Here is a 23,963-nt window from a genome sequence, read left to right on the forward strand (position 1 = left end):
CGCACCCGGGGTCACACGGGGGCGAGAACCGCCACGGCAAAACGCCGCGCCGCATCGGTCAGCAGCGTTTCGACACGCCAGCCGGCGGGCTGCACCAGCCGCGCCAGCGAGGCCTCGGTGTATTTGCGCGAGGCGCTGACGTGAATGGCCTCGCCGGCGTCGAAACCGATGGTCGCCCCGCCCAGCGCCACGTTCTGGGCACGGCGCGAGACCAGCTCCATGTCGATCCGCGCCGCCGCGGCGTTCCAGCGGGCTCGATAGGCGAAGTGCGACAGGTCGAAATCGGCGCCCAACTCGCGATTGAGCCGGTGCAGGATGTTGGCGATGAAATCCGCCGTCACCCCCTGGCTGTCGTCATAGGCCGCCACCAGCGTCTCGCTGTCCTTGACCAGATCGACCCCGAGGATGAAGCCTTCGACCCCCGGCCAGGCACGGGCATGGGCCATCAGCGCCGTGGCGGTTTCCGGCGGCAGGTTGCCGATGGTCGAGCCGGGAAAGAAGCCCACTTTGGGCGTGGCCTCCAGATGCTCCGGCAGGGCGACCGCGGCGGTGAAATCGGCCACCACCGGCGCAATCTCGATCTCGGTGTAGCGGCGCCGCAGATCCTGCGCGGTTTCGGCCAGGAACACCGCGGAAATGTCGATCGGCACATAGGCCGCGAAATGACCGCCGGCATCGAGCAGCCGACGGGTCTTGACCGAGGCGCCGGAGCCGAATTCGACCAGCGCGCCGCCCTCGGGCACCAGCCCGGCCAGCCGCGCGGCGTTGTCCTTCAGGATCGCCGCCTCGGTCCGGGTCAGGTAATATTCCGGCAGGGCGGTGATCTGCTCGAAGAGTGCGCTGCCACGCTGATCATAAAGCCACTTGGGGCTCAGCACCTTTTGGGGCTGTCGCAACCCGCGCAGGGCATCGTCGCGCAGGGCGGCAGCAGTGGCGGAGCGGGCCTGAAGCGAACCGTCCATCAGGCCACGTCCCGCGCCAGCCGCAGCCCCATCATCTGCCAGCGTTGATGCGGATAGAAAAACGTCCGGTAGGTCGCCCGCATCTGTTCGCGCGGTGTGGCGCAGGAGCCGCCGCGCAGCACCCGCTGGTTGACCATGAACTTGCCGTTGTATTCGCCAAGCGCGCCCTCGGGCGGGCGAAATCCGGGATAGGGCGCGAAATCCGAGGCTGTCCATTCCCAGACATCGCCCCAAACACCTGCGCCGGGCATGGGCCGCAACATGCCGATATCGTCGCCATCGCCCATCAGGTTGCCTGCGATGGGCCGGTCGCGAAAGGCCAGCTCGTGCTCGGCCTCGGTGGGCAGCCGCGCGCCGGCCCAGCGGGCAAAGGCATCGGCCTCGTAATAGCTCACATGCACTACCGGCGCCTCCAGCGCCACCGGCTGCGGGCCGCGCAGGGTGAAGGTCCACCAGGTGCCGTCCTGCTGCCACCAATAGAGCGGATGCTGCCAGTCTTCGCGTTGCGCCACGGCCAGGCCTTCCATCAGCCAGTGCCGGGCGTCGCCATAGCCGCCATCCTCGATAAAGCCGATCCAGTCGCGATTGGTGACCGGCCGATTGGCGATCTCGTAGGGGCTGAGAAAGGTTTTGTGCCGCGGTCCTTCGCAATCATAGGCAAATCCCGCGCCATCATGGCCGATCTCGACCAGACCACCTTCGTGGCTGTCAAACCGCAGTTCGGTGCCGGCGGTCACTTCGAGCGGCTCGGGTTCCTTGTAGACCGGCAGCAGCGGATTGAAGCTCAGCCCGTGCAGCAGATCGGTCACCAGCAGTTCTTGATGCTGCATTTCGTGGTGACAGCCAAGCTCGACCAGGCCGGCGATCTCGTCGCCGTCCTCGCGGCGCTGCATCAGCAGGGTGGCAAGGCTGTCTTCCACATGGGCGCGGTAATCGCGCACTGCCTGGCCGCCGGGGCGCGAAACCAGCCCGCGCTTGTCGCGTGCGTGACGCGGGCCGGCCTGAGTGTAATAGGAATTGAACAGAAAGGCGAAACGGTCGTCGGGCGAGCGGTAGTCGGGCACCCGTGGCTTGAGAATGAATTCCTCGAAAAACCAGGTGGTATGGGCCAGGTGCCATTTGACGGGCGAGGCATCCTCCATGCTTTGCAGCATGGTGTCTTCGGGGCTGAGCGGCGCCGCCAGCGCATCGCTGCGCGCGCGGGTCCGGGTGAAAAGCGCGATCGCCTCATTCGGCGTCAGCGGCGCAAGTGCTGGGGTCATGAAATCGTCCTTGGGTCGAAACAGGCCAAACGGTCGTCCGCAAAGACATAGAGGCAGACCGGTCAGATCAAGTCTGCATTCCGAGATTTGACAAGGGTGTGAAGATTGACGCAAAAATCCGCCTGAGCTGCACGGCAGGCTCACCCCATAACCCCTGGGTTGCGCAACGCCCGCAACCGCCGCGCCTGGCGCGACGGTCTCGGTTTGCAGGGATTCCGACCTCAGCCCAGCAGTGCCAGCACCTTTTCGGCAGCGCCGTCGGAAGAGGCAGGGTTCTGGCCGGTCACCAGCCGGTCGTCGACCACCGAATGCGGCTGCCAGTCGGCGACACCGTCAAAATCCGCCCCCAGCTCGCGCAGGCGGGTCTCGAGCAGGAAGGGCATCGCCTCGGCCAGTCCCACGCCGCGCTCTTCGCTGTCGGTAAAGGCCGAGACCTTGCGGCCCTTGACGATGGGCGTGCCCTCGGCGTCGACCGCCTTGGAAAAGGCTGCCGGGCCGTGGCAGACCGAAGCGACGATCTTGCCCTGATCCCAGGCCTTGCCGATGACCTCGGCCACCAGATCGCTTTCGGCCAGATCGTACATCGCGCCATGACCGCCGGGAATGTAGAGCGCGTCAAATTCCGCGATATCCTCCGCTTCGAGCCGCCCCGGCGCGGCAAGCAGCGCGGTTGCCGCCGCATCGTCCCGGAAGCGCGAGACCGAGGCCGGGGCCTCGTCGCCGGCGACATCCGAGTTCGGATCGATCGGCACCGGCTTGCCGCCGAGAGTGACCAGCGTCACCTCGTGCCCGGCGTCGGTGAAGGCGTAATAAGGCGTCGCCAGTTCTTCGTACCAGACGCCGGTCGGCTTGCCGGTCTCGCCCAGGGCGTCAGATGCGGTCGAGAGGATCAGAATACGTGCCATGTTGCTGTCTCCAGTGGTCGTTGGTTTTGTCGGGGCCGAACCAAAGAGCTCCTTGCTCCGGCCAGTCACTCGGGGCGGCTAAGCGCCTCTTGGACAGCAGATAGGGGCGCCTCAGTCGTTTGAGAAATTGATGCAGGCAAGGTCAGAAATCGATATCCTGGACATATGACCCCGGATCTTTCGCTTCTCCGCGTCTTTCATGCCGTCATGGAAGAGCGCAATGTCACCGCCGCCGCCGAACGGCTCGGCCAATCGCAAAGCACGGTCAGCGCGGCGCTGTCGCGGCTGCGCGAGGCGCTGGGGGACGAGTTGTTCCTGCGCGCCCGCTACGGCGTCGAGCCGACCGAAAAGGCGCTGGCACTCGCCCCCGAGATCGCCGCCGGGCTGGCGCAGCTGGAACAGGCCTTTCGCGCCGCCGAACCGTTTGATCCCGCCCGTACCACACGGCGGTTTCGGCTGTTGCTGGGGCCCTACGCCGAGATCGTGCTGGTGCCGGATCTGGCGGCGGCCTTTGCCGAAAAGGCACCGCGAGCAGCGCTGGAGATCGCCCCGCTCGGCCCCGATCTCGATCCGCGCAGCCTGGCCGGGCGGGCCTTCGACCTGGCGATTGGAAGGTTTCATGCGCCGCCAGAGGATCTCGTGGTCTCGGATCTGTTCGAAGACGGCTTCCGCTGCCTCGTCGCGCCCCGGGCCTTGCCGCCGGGCGCGACACTCGACCGGGCGCTCTATGAACGGTTGCCGCATGTGGTGGTGGCGCCGCCCGGCAAGTGGCGCACCGGGCTGCACAAGCGGATGGAGGGCACCGGGCTGCGCCGCAACACGGCGGTGGTGGTGTCGCACTTTCTCTCGGCGCCGCCGGCTGTCGCCCGGCTGGGCGGCATCGCCACCGTGCCCACGCGGGTGGCCACGATGACCGCCGCCCCCTACGGGCTGCGCGATGTCGCCGTGCCGGTGGAACTTGGTGCATTCCCCAGCCAAATCGCCTGGCATCCCCGGCTGCGTCGCGATCCCGGCCATGCCTGGCTGCGCGCATTGATCGCCGAGCTTGTTGCCGGCTTCACCACGGGCCGCTGAGCCGGAAAGGCGCTAGGCGGTGCAATCGATCAGGATCTTCACATCCGCCTCCTCCGGCGCGGCGATCAGGTCAAAGACATGGGCAGACCCGCTCAGCGGCAGCGTCCGGGTGATCACCCGCTCCAGATCCTCGGCCATCGCCTGTGCCAGAGTAATGCTGCGGCGGAATTGTTCGCGGGTATAGACCCGCGAGCCGATCAGGCGCAGCTCCTTGAAGGCAATGTCGAGCAGCGCCACCGGACAGGGCGCCTTGTGCAGCGACGTCAAACAGATCGTGCCGCCCGGCCGGGCAATCCGAGTCATGTCGCGCGCGGCGGGGCCGACCCCGGCGCATTCAAAGACCACATCGACACCGTCGCCATCGGTCGCCGCCTGAACCTGCTCGGACAGGTCGTCCTGGCGCAGATCGACGGGCCGAAAGCCGAGCGCCCCGGCCAGCGCCAGTCGCACCGGATCGATATCGGAGACGAGCACCTCGGCCGCGCCGGCCTGGCGCGCCGCAAGCGCCGTCAGCAGCCCGATGGGCCCGGCGCCCAGCACCGCCACCCGGTCGGCAAGCCCCAGGCGCGATTGCTCGACCGCCCGCAGCGCCACCGCCAGAGGCTCGACCAGCGCGGCGATGCGATTATCCATATCCTCGGGCACCGCAAAGAGCATATCCTCGGGCACCGACAGGTATTCCGCCAGTCCGCCCGCCTGATCGATGCCGATCGAGCGCAGGCCGGTGCAGACATGCGGGCTGCCGGTGCGGCAGGGATGGCAGGCGCCGCAGGACAGCAGCGGATAGGCCACGACCCGTTGCCCCCTGGCAAAGCGGGCGCCGGCTTCGACAACCTCGCCGACGAACTCATGCCCGAGGATCAGCGGCGCGGCGGCGCGTGGATGGGTGCCGGAATGGATGCCGATATCGGTGCCGCAGACGCCACAGAGCTGCATCTTCAGCAGCACTTCGCCCGGCTTCGGCCTGGGCAGGGCGGTGTCCCGGATCTCGACCGATTTCGGGCCGGTGTAGACAAGAGCTTTCACGGGGTTTGCCTTCTGACGTCAGGCGACCGCATAGCCGCCGTCCACGGGGAGGATCGTGCCGGTCATGAAACCGGCCAGCGGCGTGGTCAGGAACAGCGAGGGACCGGCCAGATCACCCGGCTCGCCCCAGCGGCCCATCGGGGTCCGCGACAGGATCGCCTCGGCGCGCGCCGCGTCTTCCTGCAAGCCGGCTGTCAGCGGTGTCCTGATCCAGCCCGGAGCGATGGCGTTGACGCGGATGCCCTCTGCCGCCCAGGCGATGGCCAGCGACTTGGTGAGCTGCGCCACACCGCCCTTGGACGCGGAATAGCCCGGCACCAGCCCGCCGCCAAAGAACGACAGCATCGAGGCGGTCATCACCACGGAGCCGCCGGTGCGCGCCAGCGCCGGTTTCGCCGCATGGGCACAACGCATCGCGCCGTTGAGGTTGACGTCGACCACCTGGGCGAAAACCTCCGGCTCCAATTCGGCGCCCCGCCGGATCACCCCGGCGCAACAGACCAATGCGAAGAGATCCGCAATGCCGCCGACCTCTCGGGCCACTGCCGCATCGTCGCGCACGTCAAGCTGGCGGAAAGAGAGACTGGCGCCCAGCCCCTCCGCCTCGGCCCAGTCGCGGGCCGCCGTGATGTCGGCTTCGGCCACACCGGTCGCCACCACCTCGGCGCCGGCCTGAGCGAAGGCCTGCGCAATGCTGCGGCCGATGCCCGAGGAGCCTCCGGTCACCAGGACTTGCCGGCCCGACAGGAAAGGCGCCGCCCAGGCGCCGGTGTCTGCCGCCCCCGACATCAGCGGATGAACTGGTCGACGTAATCCGCCCCCAGCCCCACCTCTTCATAATGATTTCGGCACATCTCGATCTTGGTGAAGACGTCTTCGAACCCCATGGTCTTGCCGTAGGGATCGACATAAAGCATCACGCCATTGACCTGAAAGAAGGTGATCATCTCGGTCACATCCTCGGGCACCACAAGCGTATGGGTTTCGCCCGGCGGCTCGTAGACATAGCCGCCTTCGCGGGCCTCCCAGTCATGCTCCAGATAGTGCCAGCGGCCTTTGAGGACAAAGCCATGCACCGGCTGCGGATGGCGGTGACGCGACAGCACGCCGGATTGGCGCACCCGCAGCAGGTTCATCCAGTAGCCCTGCGAGGCATTGAGGCAGAGCGGCCGGAAGGACACCGTTTCGGTCTGCGGCACCCAGACGCGTTCATCGCTGGCGATCGCCTCGGGAACGACGATCTCTTCCGCGGCATCCTTGGGAAAAGGCAGTTGATAGGGGGTACGCGCATCGTCCTGCGCTTCCACTTTATCGGGTTCGACGGGCATGGGGGTCTCCTTTGTCGAATTACGTGAGTTCGGGGGTGCGCCGTCTCCGCCGCCACATGGCGACAAGGGGCGGCAGGATCCAGACGAGGATGGTGATCACGCCCAGCGTTCCGGCAATGGGGCGTTCGAAGAAGGTCAGCAGGTTGCCGTCTGCCTTGATCATGCTGGACATGAAGCTCTCTTCGACGATCTTTCCCAGCACCAGGCCCAGAACGAGCGGCGCGGCCGGATAATCGTTGGCCTCCATAATCCAGACCAGCACGCCGATTGCGGCCAGCGTCCAGAGGTCGAAAAGCGCGTTGTTGGTGGCGAAGGTGCCCAGCACGCACATCAGAAGGATCGCCGGATAGAGCAGACCGGGTCGCAGCCCCAGCACGTGCCGCCCGCCCATGACCGCCGCCAGCCCCAGCGGGATGATCAACAGGTTGGCTAGGACAAAGACGATGTAGATCGCATTGACCAGATCGGGCGAGGTGACAAAGACCATCGGCCCCGGCTGGATGCCCTTGAGCACCAGCACGCCGACGACGATGGCGGTGATCGAATCGCCGGGGATGCCAAAGACCAGCGCCGGCACATAGCTGCCCGAGAGCGCGGCGTTGTTGGCCGAGGCGGAGCCGGCGATGGCTTCGGGCTCGCCCTTGCCGTAGTTGGCCTTGACCTTGGAAAACCGCTGGCTGACCGCAAAGGCGATCCAGGCGGCAATATCGGCCCCTGCCCCGGGCAAGGCACCGATCACCGTGCCCATCAGGCTGCCGCGCAGCACCGGCAGCTTGAAGCGCCAGAGGTTGCCGAATTGTCCCTTGAGGATCGAGAACCCGGCGGCGGCGGGCTTTCTGGGCTGCGTCAGAGGTGCCGCGGCCGAGCGCAGGATCTCCGCGACCGCGAAGGCGCCGATCATGACGGCGATCAGCGAGACGCCGGCCTGAAGATCGATCACCCCGAAGGTGTACCGCGGCAGGCCGGTGGTCACGTCGAGCCCGACCATCGTCAGCGCCAGCCCGAGCAGCAGCGACAGCGTGCCCTTCAGCCTGTCCTTGCCGGCCACCATCGTCGCACAGGACAGACCGAGCAGCGCCAGCCAGAAATATTCGTAGCTCGAGAAGCGGAGCGCCACCCGCGCCAGTTGCGGCGCGGCGATCACCAGCACCGCGGTGCCGACCAGCCCCCCCATGACCGAGACGCACATCGAAAGCCCGAGCGACAGGTCAAGCCGCCCTTTCTGCGTCAGCGCATCCAGCTCGCGCATGTAGGCGGCCGAGGCCGGGGTGCCGGGGATGCGCAACAAAGCCCCCGGAATGTCGCCGGCAAAGATCGACATGGCCGAACAGGCGACGATGGCGCCGATGGCCGCGACCGGCGACAGGAAGAAGGTGACCGGAACCAGCAGCGCGACGGCCATCGTCGCGCTCAGCCCCGGAGTGGCGCCGACAAAGAGGCCGAAGGCCGCGCCCAGAAGGATCACGCCGATGACCTGATAGGTGAAGACCATCTGAAGCGATGACAGGAACACATCCATGGCGAAACCTCAGAACCAGGGGCCGAAAAACGGCCCGGTGGGAAGCGGAACGCGCATCACCCGCGTAAAGAACACGGTGACCACCACGCAGATGACCACCGCCGACACCAGCGCCGGCACCGGTTTTTCCTGCCAGGCCAGCGCGTTGAGAAAGATCAGCGGCGTCGCCACCAGAAGCGTGCCGAAGGCCGGCGAGAGCAGGCCGAAGGCGACGATGGTCAGCGGGATCAGAAGAACCCGGACCATCCGCCTTGGCGACCGCATCCAGTCTTCGGCCACGGGCCGGAACAGGCGGCCGTCGTCATGCCGGCGGGCGCGCAGGCTGCGCGCCACGACGGCCAGTCCCAGCAGCACAAAGGCGCTGCCGATCATGTAAGGGAACAGTCGTGGGGATGCGGCTCCGGCCGGTTCCGGGAAGGTCGTGGCGCGCAGCGCCACGAACCCGCCCAGACACGCGAAGCCGAATCCTGTCCAGATATCGGGGAGCCGCATCTGTCCGGCCTCAGTTTTCGCGCTGCGACAGGCCGATGGACTTCATGACCGCGCCAACGCTTTGCTGGGTTTCGGCCAGGAAGGTCTCGAAGGTCTCGGACCCGCGGTAGTCGGCGCCAAAGCCCTGTTTGGACATGAAGCCCTGAAACGCCTCGCTGTCAAACACCGCCTGGGTCGCCTCTTCCAGCCGCGCCGCCGCCTCTGCATCCATGCCCGCAGGGCCGACAACTCCGCGCCATGTACCGCCGGCAAACGGCTCGCCGGTCTGTTCGGAGGCGGTCGGCACCTCGGGGAAGGAGGCATTGCGCTCTTCCGAGAAGACCGCGATGGCGCGCGACAGGCCCGCATCCATCATCGTCTTGCCTTCGGGCAGCGAGGACGGGATGATCTGCACGCCCCCGGCAGCCAGTTCCTGGAACCCAGGCGCGGCGCCCTGCGACGGCACCATGGTGACCTTCAGCGGATCGATGCCCTGCTGTTGCAGGAAGCCGGCGAAGGCCAGGTGATAGGCCGCGCCCACGGCGGTGCCGGACATCTTGTAGGTGCCCTGCGGATCGGCCTTGATCGCGGCCACCGCCTCCTCGACGTTCTGCCAGTCGCTGCCGGCGGCGATGTGAAAGGCCGCCGGGTCGAAGTTGATCAGCGCGATCGGCGTGAAATCCTCGGCCTGGAACTCGGCATTGCCGGTCCAGTAATAGGTCAGCATCTCTGCGGTGGCAAAGCCAATGGTGTAGCCGTCGGTCGGCGCGGTCACCATCGCGTTGTGGCCGACGACGCCGGCGCCGCCCGAACGGTTGACCACCGAGACCGGCACGCCCAGCTCGGCCTCGAGACCGCTGGCCAGGGTGCGCGCAATCGCGTCGGTGCCGCCGCCGGCATTCCACGGCACGATCAGGGTGATGGGTTTCTCGGGATATTGTGCAGCGGCCATCGTCGTGGTGGCCACCGCTGCGGCCATCGCCAACAGGGTGTTCTTCAGCATGTAAAATTCCTCCTGATTTCAGCTGATTGGTTTTATGATCTGGTAATTCTCCAGGTTTCGGCGCGTAAAGCCGATCATGTCGAGCATCGCCTGTCGCGCCTCCTCCGGCCTGCGCTGTTCGATCGCTTCGAGAACCCGCAGGTGATTGGCCAGGTTCTTGCGAAAACTTTCCATGTGCCGTTCGATCGCGGCCTTGAACAACAGCCCCAGTACCGCATCGATGGCAGTGTCGAATGCCTCGAGGATCGGATTGCCGGTGGCGGCCAGGATCGCGAGGTGGAAATCCTTGTCTGCTTGAATGGCCGCTTCCACGTCGTCGTTTTCGGCGGCCTGCTCCATCGCTTCATAGGCCAGCCGGATGCGGGTGATCTCGCGCCGGTCGGCGCGGACAGCGGCCAGCGCGCAGGCCGCCGGCTCGAACACCTCGCGCGCCTCGTCGATGGCCGAGGACAGCTCGACGTTGACCCCCTCCACCGGCTGCATCCAGCGCAGCACGTCGCGGCTGAGCAGGCTCCAGTCCTGCCGTGGCCGGACCCGCGTGCCGTGGCGCGTGCGCACCTCGAGCAGACCCAGCGCCGTCAGCGTCTTGATCGCCTCGCGCAACGTGGTTCGGCTGACCGACAGCTCTTCGATCAGCTCTTTCTCGACCGGAAGCGTTTCGCCGACGGCGTAGTCGCCGGTCACGACGCGCCGGCCGAGAAGCTCCAGCACCTCCGAGACCTTGGCCGGCCGGCCTCCGGCCGCACGCATGGCGCTTTGAGCGGTGATGTTCGGCTTTTCCATTTTCACCTCCCTTTTCGACTCGCCCCGGCGAAGGGGCCACCATGCATCTTGGTGATTGGTATGACGAATCGCCAGCGCTGTCAATGGTACGATTAATGGTTTTCATTTATCACACCATTTATCGAAATACGCGGCGACGGCGTCCCCAGGCCCCGCACCCCGGCCCAGGGCAACAAACGCCATGCCCGTGACGCACCGCAGAGCGCCGCTCAGCAAATCAGGGAGTTCGATCAGGAAAAGGGCCTGACCAACGGCAGGGCAGCCGAGGCAGAGGCCATCGCCTGCGCAAGCTGCGGCGGAAACCGGGGCCAGAAAAAACAAACGGCGCCGCAAGGGCCAGCCCTTCGCGATTCGCGGCGCAGCCTCCGAAGAAGGCCGTTGTGAGTGCGAAGGCATGTCAAACAGAGGCGCCCGAAAAATCCCTGGGAGCCTCTGTTCGATGTCAGCTAAGCGGACAAAGCTGCAATTTCGATAATCAGGTGACTTCCCGCGCTATTGATACCCGTCTGGATCGTTAGGGGTGTTTAGCAATGTGCCTTCAAACGAGTCGAGATCATCAGTTAATAGCAGCCATGGCAACCTACTCTGCTTGTTGACGTGAAAAGTCGGCTTGAAATCTTGCGGGTTTTCGAGCGACGCAGCATACAGGTTTATACCACCCGGATAGTGATCGGCTTCGAATGCAATGGGTGACCCGCACGTCCCGCAAAAGTGCCTAACAACGCCTTTGGAGCTTTCATAAATGCGGGGTTTGTCACCGGTCCACTCAAAGCTTTCTATTGGCACACCGAACCACGCAACCACCGGCGCGGCACAATTCCGACGGCAGTCATCGCAGTGGCAATAGCATGCCCATGTTTGATCACCCTGGTAGACCCAGCTTGTTTTTTTACACAGACAATACCCGCGCGTCGCCATTCTATTTTCCTCCAAACCCCCGGAAACATAGGAAGCAGGCGGGTTTTGAGATGGCGATTTTTGGACGTTTCATCAGCAGAAAACGTCGCAGCTCAGTGTCAATCTGAGCTCGAAGCGGAGATTGCACCTTGGGCCCAAATCTCGCTCACCTGCACCACGAAGCGCAAAAAAAGGCGCCGCAAGGGCGCCTTGTTTCATTGGTCGGAGTGAGAGGATTCGAACCTCCGGCCCCTGCCTCCCGAAGACAGTGCTCTACCAGGCTGAGCTACACTCCGACCGTGACCGGCGGATTACATCGGTGCTTGCGGCAATGCAAGAGGTTTCAGTCGCTTTTCCAGCGCTTCAGGATCGCCGACGTGCGAAGGCTGCCGGGGCTGTAGCCGCGACTGCGGTTGCGCAGCACCGGCGTGTTGCTGGATTTGCCGCCGCGGCTCTCGCGATAGACGATGTAGAGGCCGGAAAGGATGATCAGCCCGGCGCCGGAAATCGTCGGCCGATCCAGGCTTTCACCGAACAGCAGAAAGCCGAAGAAGGTGGCCCAGATGATTTGCGAATATTGCATCGGCGCCACGATGGCCGCCTCGCCGAAGCGATAGGCGGCGATGACACACATGCTGGCGGTAAAGCCCAGCAAGGCCATGATGCCGAGACCGCCGAGATCCAGCATCGGCATCGGCACATAGACAAAGGGCAGTGCCAGGCCCATCAGGATGAAATTGCCCGCCAGCGGATAGAGCAGCAGCACAACGGTGCGCTCTTCCTTGCCGATCTTGCGCACCACCACCGAGGACAGCGCGTTGCAGAAGGCAGAGCCCAGCGCCGCCGCATGGCCCAGCGTCAGCTCCTGCGCACCGGGCCGCAGCACCACGATCACCCCCAGCAGCCCGATCAGCACCGCCGCCCAGCGGTGCGGGCCGACGCTTTCGCCCAGCATCGGGATCGCCAGCACGGTAATCAGGATCGGCGCGGCAAAGAGCAGCGTGTAAGTCTGGGCAAGGGGAAGCACGGAAAAGGCATAAAACGCCAGAAGGCCCGCCCCCAGCGCGCCAAAGACCCGCACCGAGACCCACCAGGGATGCACCGGGCGCAGGTTCTCGCGGGTCGGATCGCTCATCAGCACGAAGGTCAGCAACGGAAAGCTGAACAGCCCGGCAAAAAAGATGATCTGGACCGGCGAATAGCTGCTGCCGAGGTATTTCACCACGACATCATGCACCGAAAACATGGCAAAGCCCAAAAGGGCAAAGAGCAGGCCTTTGATGTTCATGGGGTCTCGCAGAAGTTCTGGCCGCGGCCAATTTGCGTCATGCACGTGTTACGGCGATTTGACGCCGGGGATCAAGCCCCGGGGCGGCGCGGCCCGGACCGGAGCCGCAAGCCGTGGCGTGATCGCCCCGCGCGGGGGCGATCACGCGGTCTGGCTCAGAGCGAGGCGTCGAGCGCCGCGAGAACGGCGTCGCCAGCCTCGGAGGTCGAGGCCGGCTTGGCGCCTTCGGCCTGCAAAAGGTCGGCGGTGCGCACGCCGTCGGCCAGCACCTTTTCGACAGCCTTTTCCAGCCGGTCGGCCTCGGCGCCCTGGTCGAAGCTGTAGCGCAGCGCCATGGCAAAGCTCAGGATACAGGCGATCGGGTTGGCCTTGCCCTGCCCCGCGATGTCGGGCGCCGAGCCATGCACCGGCTCGTAGAGCGCCTTCGGCCGGCCGTTCTCCATCGGCGCGCCGAGCGAGGCCGAGGGCAGCATGCCGAGCGAACCGGTCAGCATCGCCGCGAGGTCCGACAGCAGGTCGCCAAAGAGATTGTCGGTCACGATCACGTCGAACTGCTTGGGCCAGCGGGTGAGCTGCATGGCGCCGGCGTCGGCATACATGTGCGACAGCTCGACATCGGGGTATTCCGCCTGATGCACCTCGGTGACCACGTCGCGCCAGAGCACGCCGCTTTCCATCACATTGGCCTTTTCCATCGAGCAGAGCTTGTTGCCACGCTTGCGGGCCAGTTCGAAGGCCGACCGGGCGACGCGCGCGATCTCGCTCTCGGTGTAACGCTGGGTGTTGATGCCGACGCGCTCGTTGCCTTCCTTGATCACGCCGCGCGGCTCGCCGAAATAGACACCCGAGGTCAGCTCGCGCACGATCATGATGTCGAGGCCCGAAACCACGTCGGTTTTCAGCGACGAGAAATCCGCCAGCGCGTCGAAACATTGTGCCGGGCGCAGGTTGGCATAGAGGTCCATTTCTTTGCGCAGACGCAGAAGGCCGCGCTCGGGCTTGAGCGAGAAGTCGAGGGTGTCGTATTGCGGCCCGCCCACGGCGCCCAGCAGGACGGCATCGACCTCCTGCGCCTTGGCCATGGTGTCGTCATGCAGCGGCGTGCCGTGTTTGTCGTAGGCGCAGCCGCCGACGAGATCTTCGCTGACCTCGAACTTGAGCCCGCGCTTGTCGCCGTACCAGTCGATGATCCGGCGGACCTGCTGCATGACCTCGGGGCCGATGCCGTCACCCGGCAGGATCAGAAGGGAAGGCGTGCTCATGAGGCGGTTCCTTTGTCACAAAAACGTTCCCGCATCGCCTATCCAATGCCTGCCGGAGGGTCAAGAATGACGAGGCCCGCGCGCCTCTCGTCCCGCGCGCGCCGGACCGCGCTCCGGGGCCTCCGGGCCAAGGGGGAGGCCCCGGATCAGGTCCGGGACGGGGTCACCGGCCCGGCGGCCAGTCGATATCAACCCAGACCAGCGCATGCCGCGAGGCCCGTGCCGCCAGGCTGTCGGGCGCCGGCCAGCGGGTGCCGCTGCCGAGCACCGTCAGATCGGCCGCGGGCAGGACGTAATCGACCCGCAGGTTGCCCGGCACCGGATCGGTCCAATTGGCGGTGTCGCGCGCCGGATCGCCGCGCTGGCCGGGAGTGGCCTCTTCCGCGGCGGCCGGATCCCGCGGAGCCGGGTCTTGCAGGCGCGGGTCGGCCAGCAGCGTGCGGATCGCCGCATGGCGGCCCTCGCCATCCTCGGGGTCGAGGTTGGCATTGCCCATCAGCACCAGGTTTTGCGGCACCGCCCCGAAAGCGCCGTCGAGATAGTGCCGCCAGAAGATCACCTCGTCGTGGTTGCGCCGGCCGTTGCGGTCCTCGGGCCCGTCGAACACCGGGGGCGTGGCGGAAAAGGCCAGCACGGTCAACTGGCCGCCCGGCAGGGTCAGCGGCACCGCCCAATGCGCCACGCTTGACAGCGGCAGCACGTCCTGCGCCGCCGCCGGGAGCTCCGCCCCCGCCATCAGATTGCCCGGCAGGTCGCGCCAGAGCCGCGCCGAGAAATCCCGCGCGCCCGCCGCCAGCGGATAGCGTGACAGCAGCGCCATGCCGTTGTCGCCGGTGAAAAAGCCGAAGCCCAGCGCATCCTCGGGCTCTTGCCGGCGCCCGTCAGCATCGAGATCCACCCCGATGTCGCGCCCGGCATTCTGTGCCGGTGCGAAAAGATGCGGATAATCGGGTCCCGCCGTGGCGATCCGGTCGCGCAGCGCGTGCAGGCTCAGCAGCGTCAGGTCATGGTCGATGTCGGTGAGCAGCAGGATATCGGGCCGCACCTCGGCCAGCAGCCGCACCACCGCCGCGACCTGCGGATCCTCACCCTTGCGGATATCGCGCAGCAGCAGGCCGGGCCCCTTGCGGCTCAGTTCCACATGCCAAGTGGCAAGGCGCAGCGGCTCGGCGCCAAGCGGCGGCCCGACCAGGCAACAGAAAAGAAGGATCAGCCAGCGTGCTGGGCGCGCGCATAGGCGCGGCGGCGCTTTTCCTCGATCAGGTCGGCCACCCGGCCCATGGCGATGCCGCGCATGATCATGCTGGCGGGAATGAAGGCCCATGCAACCATCGTCCATACAAAGCTCTGCGAGTCAAACAGCGTGAAGGCATCGAACACCCCGGAGGCCAGCCGGATACCGGCCGGGATCACGAAGGGCAGGACAACCCCTGCCGCGATGTTGAGCCAGCCGTCGCGGCGCAGCCGGGGCAGCACGTCGCCGCCGGTGGTCGGATCGAAAAGCGGCAGGTTGACCCAGACGTTGAACGCCCCGTTGCGCGACGGCCAGTCATAGACATGCACCAGAAGCGCGAACGTGCCAAGAGCGGTAAGCGACATGGCATAGACCATCGCCGCGCCGTCGCGGGCCCGCTCGATCAGCTCGAGGCTGGAATCCGTGGGCAGGCCGTAGATGAAGATGCGCACCGGCGAATACGGCAGATCGAGCAGTTCGCCCATTGCCGAAGCCCCGCGCGAGACGATGCCGGTCAGCACGCCGGGATGCCCGGCATGACGGGTCAGCCAGGTCAGGCAGATCACCATCAGCATCAGCATGACAAAGCGCATGCGGTTGAACGGCGGCGCGTGCCGGAACTCGACAAAGCTGGGGTAGGACGAGGAATATTCGGCAAAGACAAAGACCGCCGCGAGGAGCGCGACCAGCACCGATATCTGTGCGCCATCGGAACCGTTCGGGCCCAGCATCAAAGCTGGCAGAACCACCAGGCTTGACACCAGCAACGCCCGTACCGCCGCACCGAATATGCGTGAAATCACTGCCCCGTTCCCTTCAATCCGGTTGGACACGGTACGATGCCGTGCCCTTGTTCCAGTTTGATGCCGCTTGGGTGGCGCGGCCTGCCTCATTCTTGCCCAATTGTTGCCCCCTTTCGGCCGGTCTCTCAACCGTCTGTTCACAGTATTGAAACTATTCGGGCAATTTCGTGGGATAGGTGGTGCCCGATTGCATCAATAATAGGGCAGGAAAACGTCAATGAAAACAGCGCACACCAGATGTAGCGGCGCATAGGTATAGGGATACAAGCCCCACCATATTCCTTCGAATTGCCGCCCTATTCGAAAGTATCGCTGCAATCGTCTTTCGAGCGCGATTGCGGCGCCCCCTCACAATCGCATCCGCCTGTGACCCCGGTCACGGGGCACCACCTTTCCTGCTCTGAGAGAGCCCGATTCGCGCGATTCTACCTTTGGGTGATAGGTTGCCTCGGGTACGCTCCGCTCGGGTCGCGCCTGAAGCGGCCGGATAGATCAAGGGGAGACCTCCATGAGAACGCTTGTCGCAACCGCCCTGCTGAGCCTCGTTCCGGGTGCGGTTCTGGCCGCCGGCCATTCCGACGCCAGCACCTTTCCGAACACCTGCTCCAACACCTCGTTTCAATACGGCGCTGACGGCGGGGCCGAGATCCATGCCACCTGCCTGCGCGCCGACGGTTCGCCCAACCAGACCAGCATCGCCATGCCGGCGATCGCCAACAACAACGGCAGGCTCGAGATGTCGGGAGACGCCGCCAGCTTTCAGAAGAGCTGCGGCAACATCATGCTCGAGACCAATATCGACGGCGTGACCCTGACCGCCAACTGCCGCACCGAGGCCGGCACATTCGAAGAGACCTCGATCAATGTGCCCGGCATCGGCAATTCCGACGGCACCCTGTCGAACTGAACGGGGCCGCAACAAAAAACGGCGCGGAGGACCGCGCCGTTTCCGTGACCGTCGTGCAGGCCGTGGGCCTCAGACCCAGGGACGCTCCTGCGCCGCCTTGGCCTCGAAACTGTCGATCGAGGCTTCCTTGGCCATGGTCAGCCCGATGTCGTCGAGGCCTTCCATCAGGCAATGTTTCTTGAAGGCATCGACCTCGAACGTGATGGTGCCGCCATCGGGGCCCTGGATGGTCTGGTTTTCCAGGTCGATGGTCAGCTTGGCATTGGCGCCGCGCTCGGCGTCATCCATCAGCTTGTCGACATCTTCCTGCGGCAGGACGATCGGCAGGATGCCGTTCTTGAAGCAGTTGTTGTAGAAGATGTCGGCGAAGGAGGTGGAGATCACGCATTTGATGCCGAAATCCTTCAGCGCCCAGGGCGCGTGTTCCCGCGACGAACCGCAGCCGAAGTTGTCGCCGGCGACGAGGATCTCGGCGTCGCGGTACTGCGGCTTGTTCAGCACGAAATCCGGGATTTCCGAGCCGTCGCGGTTGTAGCGCATCTCGTCGAACAGGTTCTTGCCGAAGCCGGTGCGCTGGATCGATTTCAGGAACACCTTGGGGATGATCATGTCGGTGTCGATATTGACCAGCGGCATGGGCGCCGCGGTGCCGGTGAGTTTGGTGAATTTTTCCATCGGTTCTTCCTTGTCGGACGGTGCGCAGTACATGCGCACCCTACGGGTGGGGCGTAGGGTGTGCGGTTTCCGCGCACCTGTGCCGTTACATCATCTCGCGCACATCGGTCAGGTGGCCGGTCACTGCCGCCGCCGCCGCCATCGCGGGGGAAACGAGGTGGGTGCGGCCCTTGTAGCCCTGACGGCCCTCGAAGTTGCGGTTCGAGGTCGAGGCGCAGCGCTCGCCCTCGGACAGCTGGTCGGGGTTCATCGCCAGGCACATCGAACAGCCGGCCATGCGCCATTCGAATCCGGCTTCCTTGAAGATATCCGCCAGGCCCTCTTCCTCGGCCTGGGCCCGCACGAGGCCCGACCCGGGAACGACCATGGCCCGCATGCCGTCCTTGATCTTCTTGCCCTTGAGGATCTCGGCCGCGGCGCGCAGGTCCTCGATCCGGCCGTTGGTGCAGGAGCCGATGAAGACCGTGTCGATCTCGATCTCGGTCAGCGGCTGGCCCGGCTTGAGGCCCATGTAATCCAGCGAGCGTTTCGCCGCATCGACCTTGCCGCCCTTGAAATCCTCGGGCGCCGGCACCTTGGCGGTGATCGGCAGCACGTCCTCGGGCGAGGTGCCCCAGGTCACCACCGGGGCGATGTCTTCGCCCTTGATCGTGATCACCTTGTCCCAATGGGCGTCATCGTCGGAAAAGAGCGTCTTCCACCAGGTCAGCGCCGCTTCCCATTGCGCGCCTTTCGGCGCGTGCGGCCGGCCCTTGATATAGGTGAAGGTGGTCTCGTCCGGCGCGATCAGGCCGGCGCGGGCGCCGCCTTCGATCGCCATGTTGCAGACCGTCATCCGGCCTTCCATCGACAGGTCGCGGATCGCCTCGCCACAATATTCGATGACATAGCCGGTGCCGCCGGCGGTGCCGGTCTCGCCGATCACCGACAGGGTGATGTCCTTGGCGGTGACACCGGGGCGCAGCTTGCCGGTGATCTCGACCTTCATGTTCTTGGATTTCTTCTGGATCAGCGTCTGGGTGGCCAGCACGTGTTCGACCTCGGAGGTGCCGATGCCATGCGCCAGGGCGCCAAAGGCGCCGTGGGTCGCCGTGTGGCTGTCACCGCAGACCACGGTCATGCCCGGCAGGGTCCAGCCCTGTTCCGGCCCGACGATGTGCACGATGCCCTGGCGAACGTCGCTGACCGGGTAGTAATGCACGCCAAACTCCTTGGCGTTCTTGTCGAGCGCCTCGACCTGGATGCGGCTTTCGGGGTTGTCGATGCCGTTCACCCGGTCGGGGGTGGTGGGGACGTTGTGATCCGGCACGGCGATGGTCTTTTCCGGCGCGCGCACCTTGCGGCCCGCCATGCGCAGGCCTTCAAAGGCCTGCGGGCTGGTCACTTCGTGCACCAGATGGCGGTCGATATACAGCAGGCTGGTGCCGTCTTCGGCCTCATGCGCGACATGCGCATCCCAGATCTTGTCATAGAGCGTTTTGGGGGACATGGCTGGTCCTCTCCCGTTCAATTAATCATCATTTCAGGGGCGGATTGGCAAAAGGCCGCTTATAGCCGTGCGAGAACCGTGAAGGTCGCACCGAAGAACCGCTCGCTCAGGCGGGCGCGGTCTTGAATATCCGTCAGCATTTGCATAGCTGGCCCTTACAGGTTGGGCGAGATTCTCGCAAGCCTAAGCGAAGGTTTCCCGGAAAACGTGATCCCCCTGAAAGCCGGGGCCGGGGCGTGGGCGGGGTTGAACAATGAGCAAGCTGAGCGTGATCTATCTGGGCCTCTGCGCCGCGGTCCTGACCGCGGGGCTTGCCGTGCAATCTGTCCAGGGCGGCGCGACACCCTCGCAGACCGGCTTTTCGGAAAACACCCTCCGCGCGGTGATCGACGCGACCGGCCAGGGGCCGCATTAGGCGCCCCTGCGGCGCCGCGCCATCGCAGCGCTCGAAACGTATTGTCCCGGCAGCGCCGGTCGGGCCGCCATGGCCCCGGCGCGTTGCGCCTGTGGTCCGAGCGGCGCCTAACCGCCCGCCCGACAAGGCTTGTCTGGTGAAACCTGACGGTGCAAGCTGATCTTCCCCGCACCAGGAGCCCAGATGGACCCGCAGACCGACCCCGCCAACGCAATCGCCCTGCTCGAGGGCTTTCTTACCAACGCGCAGGCCTGGGCCGAGTTCTATTTCAACATGCTGCTGCGCCCCTGGATCCGCTATCAGGTGCTCATCGCGGTGACCCTTCTGGCGGTGGCCTGGGGCGTTGGAAGCCTCGCCCGTCCGCGGCTGCACGACTGGATGCGCGGCCGCGAAGGCTGGCCGCGCTGGCGGATGCGGGTGCTGGTGATCGTGCATCGCCGGCTCAGGATGATCTTCTTTGTCGCCCTGATGTGGATCGCCGTGCTGATCATGCGCGAGGTGACCTGGCCCTCGCGCTCCTACCTGCTTGCGATCTTTGCCAATCTTGCCGCCGCCTGGCTGTTTGTCGTCTTTGCCACCCGGTTGATCGACAATCCGCTGTTGCGCACCACGGTCCGGTACGGCGCCTGGATCTGGGTCACCCTGTCGATCCTCGGGCTGACCGCGGACACCCAGCGCCTGCTCGAAGGCCTGGCAATCACTCTCGGCGACATGCGGCTTTCGGCCTGGCTGCTGGTGCAGGCGTTGGTGATCCTGACGGTGACAATTGCGCTGGCGCGCTTCATCGCCAAGACCACCGCCACCCGGATCCGGCGCAACGAGGATATCTCGCCCTCGATGCAGGTGCTGGCGGTGAAATTCCTCCAGGTGGTGCTTTACGGCGCGGCCTTCTTCATCGGGCTCAACATGGTCGGCGTCGACCTGACCGGGCTGGCGGTGCTCTCGGGGGCGATCGGCGTCGGCCTCGGCTTCGGGCTGCAAAAGGTGGTGTCGAACCTAGTGTCGGGCATCATCATCCTGATCGACAAGTCGATCAAGCCGGGCGATGTGATCAGCCTGGGCGAGACCTTTGGCTGGATCAACGCGCTCGGCGCGCGCTATGTCAGCGTCGTCACCCGCGATGGCCGCGAATACCTGATCCCCAACGAGGATCTGATCACCGGCCAGGTGGTGAACTGGTCGCATTCCTCGGATTTCGTGCGGCTGGATATCTTTTTCGGCACCGCCTACGGCGACGACCCGCACAAGGTGCGCAAGCTGGCCATCGCGGCGGCCTCGGGCGTCAAACGGGTGCTGGAACATCCCAAGACCCCGGTTTGCCATATCGTCGGCTTCGGCGACAGTTCGGTCGATTACATCCTGCGCTTCTGGATCAGCGATCCGACCGGCGGGCTGACCAACATCCGCGGCGATGTGTACCTTGCGCTTTGGGACGCTTTCCAGGAAAACGACATCTCGATCCCCTTCCCGCAGCGCGAGGTGCGGATGCTCAATGACCGGGCGGAGGAAACCGAGTCCGGCGGCATATTGCAACCCTGAGCCCAGTTTCATTGAATTGTGACCCTCGGATTGCTAGATTGAGGGTACGCCAAGCGCCGGGCGATGCGGCGCGAAACCAAGGAGGACCGAGTCCTGACTCTTACCGTTGCGGCAAATTCTGCCGTTCAAGGCGCGCCCCGTACGGGCCAACATGCGGAAGTCACCAGCGAAGAGCTGCTTGCGCAAATCCTGACATCTCTTTCCGACAGCAAGGCCGAGGACATCGTGGAGATCGACCTCCGCGGCAAAACGGCCATGGGCGACTACATGGTGATCTGCTCCGGCCGGTCGTCACGTCAGGTCGCGGCGATTTCGGAAAAGCTTGTCGACATGCTCAAGGCCGATCTTGGCCGCAGCGCCAAGACCGAGGGCAAGGAAACCGGTGACTGGGTGTTGATCGACACCGGCGATGTGATCGTTCACGTTTTCCGCCCCGAGGTGCGCGAGTTCTACCAGCTGGAGAAGATGTGGCTGCCGACAGGCGAAGCCGCGTCGCGGCCCACGGGCCACTGACCCAGCCGGATGCGTGTGCATATATGCGCGGTGGGCCGCCTCAGGGCGGGCCCCGAGAAGACATTGATCGAGGATTATGCCACGCGCTTCGACAGGACGGGCCGGGCTCTCGGGCTGGGCCCCGTGACCTTTCACGAGGTCGAGGACCGCAAGGGCGGCGGCATGCCCGCCGAGGCCGCCCTGTTGCGCAAGGCGCTGCCCGATGGCGCGGTCAAGCTGGCGCTGGACGAGCGCGGCAAGCTGATGAGCTCTCCCGACTTTGCAGATGTCCTTGCGCGTCACCGCGATGATGGCCGCGGCGATCTGGCGCTGATCATCGGTGGCGCCGATGGCATCGACCGCGGGTTGCGCGCGGAATGCGACATGGCGCTGTCTTTCGGCAAGATGGTCTGGCCGCATATGCTGGTGCGGGTGATGCTGAGCGAGCAGCTGTATCGCGCCGCCTCGATCCTGGCCGGCGCGCCGTATCACCGGGTCTGAAACGCGCTCCTGCCCGCCCCTCACGCCGACGTCTCATCCGAAGCGAAGTCAGATCGGCGTTGTCAGAAAAGACGCTTTGCGCGGCCCCTGCCCCGCACACGTAGCCACGGCGCCGCTTCGGCTTAGCCGCAATTGCTTGCGGCCCGTGCGCAGCCGGGCGGCGCCGTGGCATGCCGTGCTGCGGCCCGTCGGGCCGCCGTGAGGGTGGTCGCATGCAAGACAGGGACACAATGCCACAGATCCGCTGTCACCGCAATGCCACAGCCGTCAGTTTACTGGCTCCAGAAGGCTGATAAAGGTATCGCCGTACCGGCGCGCCTCGAGCAGATCGAATCCCTCGGGCGCGACCTGTGCCGTGCTTTCCTCCCAGACGATCAGCGCATCGGCGGCGATCCAGCCGCCGGCCTGCGCCGCGGCCAGCGCCTTGGCGCCCAGCGCCTTGCCATATGGCGGATCGAGAAAGACCAGATCGAACCCCGCCCCCTCGTTTGCCGGAAGCCGGGTGGCATCGCGGGCGATCAGCCGCGCCCGCCCGGCCTCGCGCAGCAGCGCGATATTGGCGCGGATCAGCTTTTGCGCCTTGCGGCCGTCATCGACAAACACCACCTCGGCGGCGCCGCGCGACAGCGCTTCGAACCCCAATGCGCCGGTGCCGGCGAAGAGATCGAGCACCCGCGTGCCATCGAAGGGCGCACCGAAGCGGCCGCCACCCAGCATCCCGAACAGGCTCTCGCGCACGCGGTCGGTGGTGGGCCGCAGATGCGCGCCCGCATCGCCCTTGCCAACCGGGGTCAGCGCCCGGCCGCGATGTTCTCCGGCAATGATCCTCACCGTTTCAACAACGTCTTCATATCGCCGTCGGGGGTGTGCACCTCGTCGCGGGTGATGGTCTTGCCGGCCTCGATCAGCCGCTTGGCCACCATGTAGCCGCGGGCGTCGTTCATCGCGTCGACCGCCACCAACTGCGCGCCGTGGAAATACCAGAACGAGGTGCGCCCCTCGTCACCATGGCGGGTCTCGACATGGTCATAGCCAGTATTGAGCCCGGCAATCTGCAACTTACAATCGTATTGATCCGACCAGAACCACGGCTTGGCGACATAGTCCACATCGCCGCCCATCATGTTCTGCGCCACAACCTCGGCCTGATCGATGGCGTTGGGCACGCTTTCCAGACGGATGCGTGTGCCCCGATAGGGAAACGAGGTGCAATCCCCGGCCGCATAGACATCCGGCGCCGAGGTCCTGCCACGAGCGTCGGTCTTGATGCCGTTGTCGATCTCCAGCCCGGCCGCCTCGGCCAGCTCGGTCGCCGGCACGATGCCGACCCCGACAACCGCCATGTCGACCGCGATCTCGCTGCCATCAGTGAACCTGGCGCCGCTGACATCGCCGTCGCCCAGCAGCCGTTCGAGCCCGACACCTTCGCGGATATCAACCCCGTGGCTTTTGTGCAGCGCCCGAAAATGGTCCGAGGTCTCCCTCGCCGCCACCCGTTGCAGGATGCGCTGGCCCATCTCGACCAGGGTTACCTGCATGCCCTTCTTGGCCGCCACCGCCGCCGCCTCGAGCCCGATGTAGCCGCCGCCGACGATCAGCGCCCGCGCCCCCTCGCGCACCTGCGGCGCCATCGCGTCGACATCGGCTAGGGTGCGCACGGTAAAGACATTGCCCAGGTCGCCGCCGATCGCCGCCGGCAACCTGCGCGGGTGCGACCCGGTGCAGAGCGCCAGCTTGTCGTAGGCCGTCACCTCCGCGCCCAGCGACACCGTCTTGGCGCCGACGTCGAGCTCCGTCACCTCGGTGTTCAGCCGCAGCGTGATGTCCAGATCGTCATAGAAGTGCGCCGGCCGCAGATAGAGCCGCTCCTGCGCCATTTCGCCCAGCAGATAGGCCTTGGACAGCGGCGGCCGTTCATAAGGCGGCACCGGCTCCGCGCCGATCAAGGTGATCCGGCCGTCAAAGCCGCTGTTGCGCAGCTTGGCAACAAGCGATGCCCCGGCTTGCCCGCCGCCGACCACGATGAAATGCGCCATGGGCTGTCCTTTCGCTGAAATCCGAATATCTTGCTGGCCCTCGCCGCGGCAAAGCCTATATCGGGCGTCACGGCGAACGCAATTCGAATAGG

The 23,963-nt window shown here is 65.5% G+C and carries 25 protein-coding genes and 1 tRNA gene; 6 read left to right on the forward strand and 20 right to left on the reverse strand.

Annotated elements, in window-relative coordinates; genetic code table 11:
- Positions 1-11 precede the first annotated feature (11 nt).
- The 3 genes from egtD to PVW49_RS11140 all read right to left on the reverse strand — a co-directional run bounded on the left by egtD (position 12) and on the right by PVW49_RS11140 (position 3,129).
- On the reverse strand, positions 12-962 hold the full coding sequence (gene egtD / locus PVW49_RS11130) for an L-histidine N(alpha)-methyltransferase (RefSeq protein ID WP_074840069.1): 951 nt from the start codon (positions 960-962) through the stop codon (positions 12-14).
- Positions 962-2,224 (reverse strand): ergothioneine biosynthesis protein EgtB, encoded by a 1,263-nt coding sequence (egtB, locus tag PVW49_RS11135; RefSeq protein WP_074840071.1) that lies wholly within the window; start codon positions 2,222-2,224, stop codon positions 962-964. Before egtB ends, egtD begins: the two co-directional genes overlap by 1 nt.
- Positions 2,225-2,445: 221 nt before the next feature.
- Complete coding sequence (locus tag PVW49_RS11140) at positions 2,446-3,129, reverse strand: type 1 glutamine amidotransferase domain-containing protein (RefSeq protein ID WP_274590558.1); 684 nt, start codon at positions 3,127-3,129, stop codon at positions 2,446-2,448.
- Between the two features lie 165 nt (positions 3,130-3,294).
- Between PVW49_RS11140 and PVW49_RS11145 the strand changes: the two genes are divergently transcribed.
- On the forward strand, positions 3,295-4,203 hold the full coding sequence (locus tag PVW49_RS11145; RefSeq protein ID WP_074840075.1) for a LysR family transcriptional regulator: 909 nt from the start codon (positions 3,295-3,297) through the stop codon (positions 4,201-4,203).
- A 12-nt stretch (positions 4,204-4,215) separates the two neighbouring features.
- On the opposite strand, the gene PVW49_RS11150 is transcribed toward PVW49_RS11145, so the two are convergent.
- The 13 genes from PVW49_RS11150 to PVW49_RS11210 all read right to left on the reverse strand — a co-directional run bounded on the left by PVW49_RS11150 (position 4,216) and on the right by PVW49_RS11210 (position 15,817).
- Positions 4,216-5,229 carry a zinc-dependent alcohol dehydrogenase gene (locus PVW49_RS11150; protein WP_274590559.1) on the reverse strand — a complete coding sequence of 338 codons (1,014 nt, stop codon included), beginning with the start codon at positions 5,227-5,229 and terminating at the stop codon, positions 4,216-4,218.
- 18 nt (positions 5,230-5,247) lie between these two features.
- Positions 5,248-6,018, reverse strand: a complete 771-nt coding sequence (locus PVW49_RS11155; protein ID WP_274590560.1) for an SDR family NAD(P)-dependent oxidoreductase — start codon at positions 6,016-6,018, stop codon at positions 5,248-5,250.
- Positions 6,018-6,557 (reverse strand): 2,4'-dihydroxyacetophenone dioxygenase family protein, encoded by a 540-nt coding sequence (locus PVW49_RS11160; RefSeq protein WP_048533064.1) that lies wholly within the window; start codon positions 6,555-6,557, stop codon positions 6,018-6,020. Before PVW49_RS11160 ends, PVW49_RS11155 begins: the two co-directional genes overlap by 1 nt.
- A 19-nt stretch (positions 6,558-6,576) precedes the next feature.
- Positions 6,577-8,076, reverse strand: a complete 1,500-nt coding sequence (locus PVW49_RS11165) for a tripartite tricarboxylate transporter permease (RefSeq protein WP_048533065.1) — start codon at positions 8,074-8,076, stop codon at positions 6,577-6,579.
- A 9-nt stretch (positions 8,077-8,085) separates the two neighbouring features.
- Positions 8,086-8,568, reverse strand: a complete 483-nt coding sequence (locus PVW49_RS11170) for a tripartite tricarboxylate transporter TctB family protein (protein ID WP_274590561.1) — start codon at positions 8,566-8,568, stop codon at positions 8,086-8,088.
- A 10-nt stretch (positions 8,569-8,578) separates the two neighbouring features.
- A complete protein-coding gene (locus PVW49_RS11175; RefSeq protein WP_274590562.1) occupies positions 8,579-9,550 on the reverse strand; it encodes a tripartite tricarboxylate transporter substrate binding protein in 972 nt (323 codons plus the stop codon).
- An 18-nt stretch (positions 9,551-9,568) separates the two neighbouring features.
- The gene (locus PVW49_RS11180) at positions 9,569-10,333 is read right to left on the reverse strand and encodes a FadR/GntR family transcriptional regulator (RefSeq protein WP_274590563.1); all 765 of its coding nucleotides are present in this window, start codon (positions 10,331-10,333) and stop codon (positions 9,569-9,571) included.
- A gap of 492 nt (positions 10,334-10,825) precedes the next feature.
- Positions 10,826-11,251 carry a GFA family protein gene (locus PVW49_RS11185; RefSeq protein WP_274590564.1) on the reverse strand — a complete coding sequence of 142 codons (426 nt, stop codon included), beginning with the start codon at positions 11,249-11,251 and terminating at the stop codon, positions 10,826-10,828.
- A 198-nt stretch (positions 11,252-11,449) separates the two neighbouring features.
- Positions 11,450-11,526 (reverse strand) — tRNA-Pro (locus PVW49_RS11190).
- Between the two features lie 47 nt (positions 11,527-11,573).
- The gene (locus PVW49_RS11195) at positions 11,574-12,518 is read right to left on the reverse strand and encodes a DMT family transporter (protein ID WP_048533071.1); all 945 of its coding nucleotides are present in this window, start codon (positions 12,516-12,518) and stop codon (positions 11,574-11,576) included.
- 155 nt (positions 12,519-12,673) lie between these two features.
- Entirely contained in the window at positions 12,674-13,780 is a 1,107-nt protein-coding gene (leuB, locus tag PVW49_RS11200; RefSeq protein ID WP_074835824.1) for a 3-isopropylmalate dehydrogenase, read from the reverse strand.
- A gap of 163 nt (positions 13,781-13,943) precedes the next feature.
- A complete protein-coding gene (locus PVW49_RS11205) occupies positions 13,944-14,921 on the reverse strand; it encodes an endonuclease/exonuclease/phosphatase family protein (RefSeq protein WP_244526452.1) in 978 nt (325 codons plus the stop codon).
- A 68-nt stretch (positions 14,922-14,989) separates the two neighbouring features.
- The gene (locus tag PVW49_RS11210) at positions 14,990-15,817 is read right to left on the reverse strand and encodes a hypothetical protein (protein ID WP_048533074.1); all 828 of its coding nucleotides are present in this window, start codon (positions 15,815-15,817) and stop codon (positions 14,990-14,992) included.
- Positions 15,818-16,325: 508 nt separating this feature from the next.
- Between PVW49_RS11210 and PVW49_RS11215 the strand changes: the two genes are divergently transcribed.
- Entirely contained in the window at positions 16,326-16,724 is a 399-nt protein-coding gene (locus tag PVW49_RS11215) for a CVNH domain-containing protein (protein WP_274590565.1), read from the forward strand.
- 69 nt (positions 16,725-16,793) lie between these two features.
- Here the strand turns inward: PVW49_RS11215 and leuD are convergent, their stop codons facing one another.
- Together leuD and leuC are read right to left on the reverse strand one after the other, a co-directional pair.
- Positions 16,794-17,399, reverse strand: a complete 606-nt coding sequence (gene leuD, locus PVW49_RS11220) for a 3-isopropylmalate dehydratase small subunit (protein ID WP_074835828.1) — start codon at positions 17,397-17,399, stop codon at positions 16,794-16,796.
- Between the two features lie 85 nt (positions 17,400-17,484).
- Positions 17,485-18,888 carry a 3-isopropylmalate dehydratase large subunit gene (gene leuC, locus PVW49_RS11225; RefSeq protein WP_048533080.1) on the reverse strand — a complete coding sequence of 468 codons (1,404 nt, stop codon included), beginning with the start codon at positions 18,886-18,888 and terminating at the stop codon, positions 17,485-17,487.
- A 253-nt stretch (positions 18,889-19,141) separates the two neighbouring features.
- On the opposite strand from leuC, the gene PVW49_RS11230 reads away from it, so the two are divergent.
- From PVW49_RS11230 to rlmH, 4 genes are all read left to right on the forward strand, one after another.
- Positions 19,142-19,303 (forward strand): hypothetical protein, encoded by a 162-nt coding sequence (locus PVW49_RS11230; protein ID WP_158499046.1) that lies wholly within the window; start codon positions 19,142-19,144, stop codon positions 19,301-19,303.
- Positions 19,304-19,486: 183 nt separating this feature from the next.
- Positions 19,487-20,842: a mechanosensitive ion channel family protein gene (locus tag PVW49_RS11235; protein WP_082154538.1), complete on the forward strand. Its 1,356-nt coding sequence runs from the start codon at positions 19,487-19,489 to the stop codon at positions 20,840-20,842.
- A 63-nt stretch (positions 20,843-20,905) separates the two neighbouring features.
- Positions 20,906-21,355 (forward strand): ribosome silencing factor, encoded by a 450-nt coding sequence (gene rsfS, locus PVW49_RS11240; RefSeq protein ID WP_082154539.1) that lies wholly within the window; start codon positions 20,906-20,908, stop codon positions 21,353-21,355.
- Positions 21,356-21,364: 9 nt separating this feature from the next.
- On the forward strand, positions 21,365-21,835 hold the full coding sequence (rlmH, locus tag PVW49_RS11245) for a 23S rRNA (pseudouridine(1915)-N(3))-methyltransferase RlmH (protein ID WP_074835829.1): 471 nt from the start codon (positions 21,365-21,367) through the stop codon (positions 21,833-21,835).
- 267 nt (positions 21,836-22,102) lie between these two features.
- On the opposite strand, the gene rsmD is transcribed toward rlmH, so the two are convergent.
- On the reverse strand, positions 22,103-22,666 hold the full coding sequence (gene rsmD / locus PVW49_RS11250) for a 16S rRNA (guanine(966)-N(2))-methyltransferase RsmD (RefSeq protein ID WP_048533082.1): 564 nt from the start codon (positions 22,664-22,666) through the stop codon (positions 22,103-22,105).
- Positions 22,663-23,871 (reverse strand): NAD(P)/FAD-dependent oxidoreductase, encoded by a 1,209-nt coding sequence (locus PVW49_RS11255; RefSeq protein WP_274590566.1) that lies wholly within the window; start codon positions 23,869-23,871, stop codon positions 22,663-22,665. Before PVW49_RS11255 ends, rsmD begins: the two co-directional genes overlap by 4 nt.
- Positions 23,872-23,963: the final 92 nt, after the last annotated feature.

Source organism: Marinovum sp. PR37, from assembly GCF_028807375.1.
GTDB lineage: Bacteria > Pseudomonadota > Alphaproteobacteria > Rhodobacterales > Rhodobacteraceae > Marinovum > Marinovum algicola.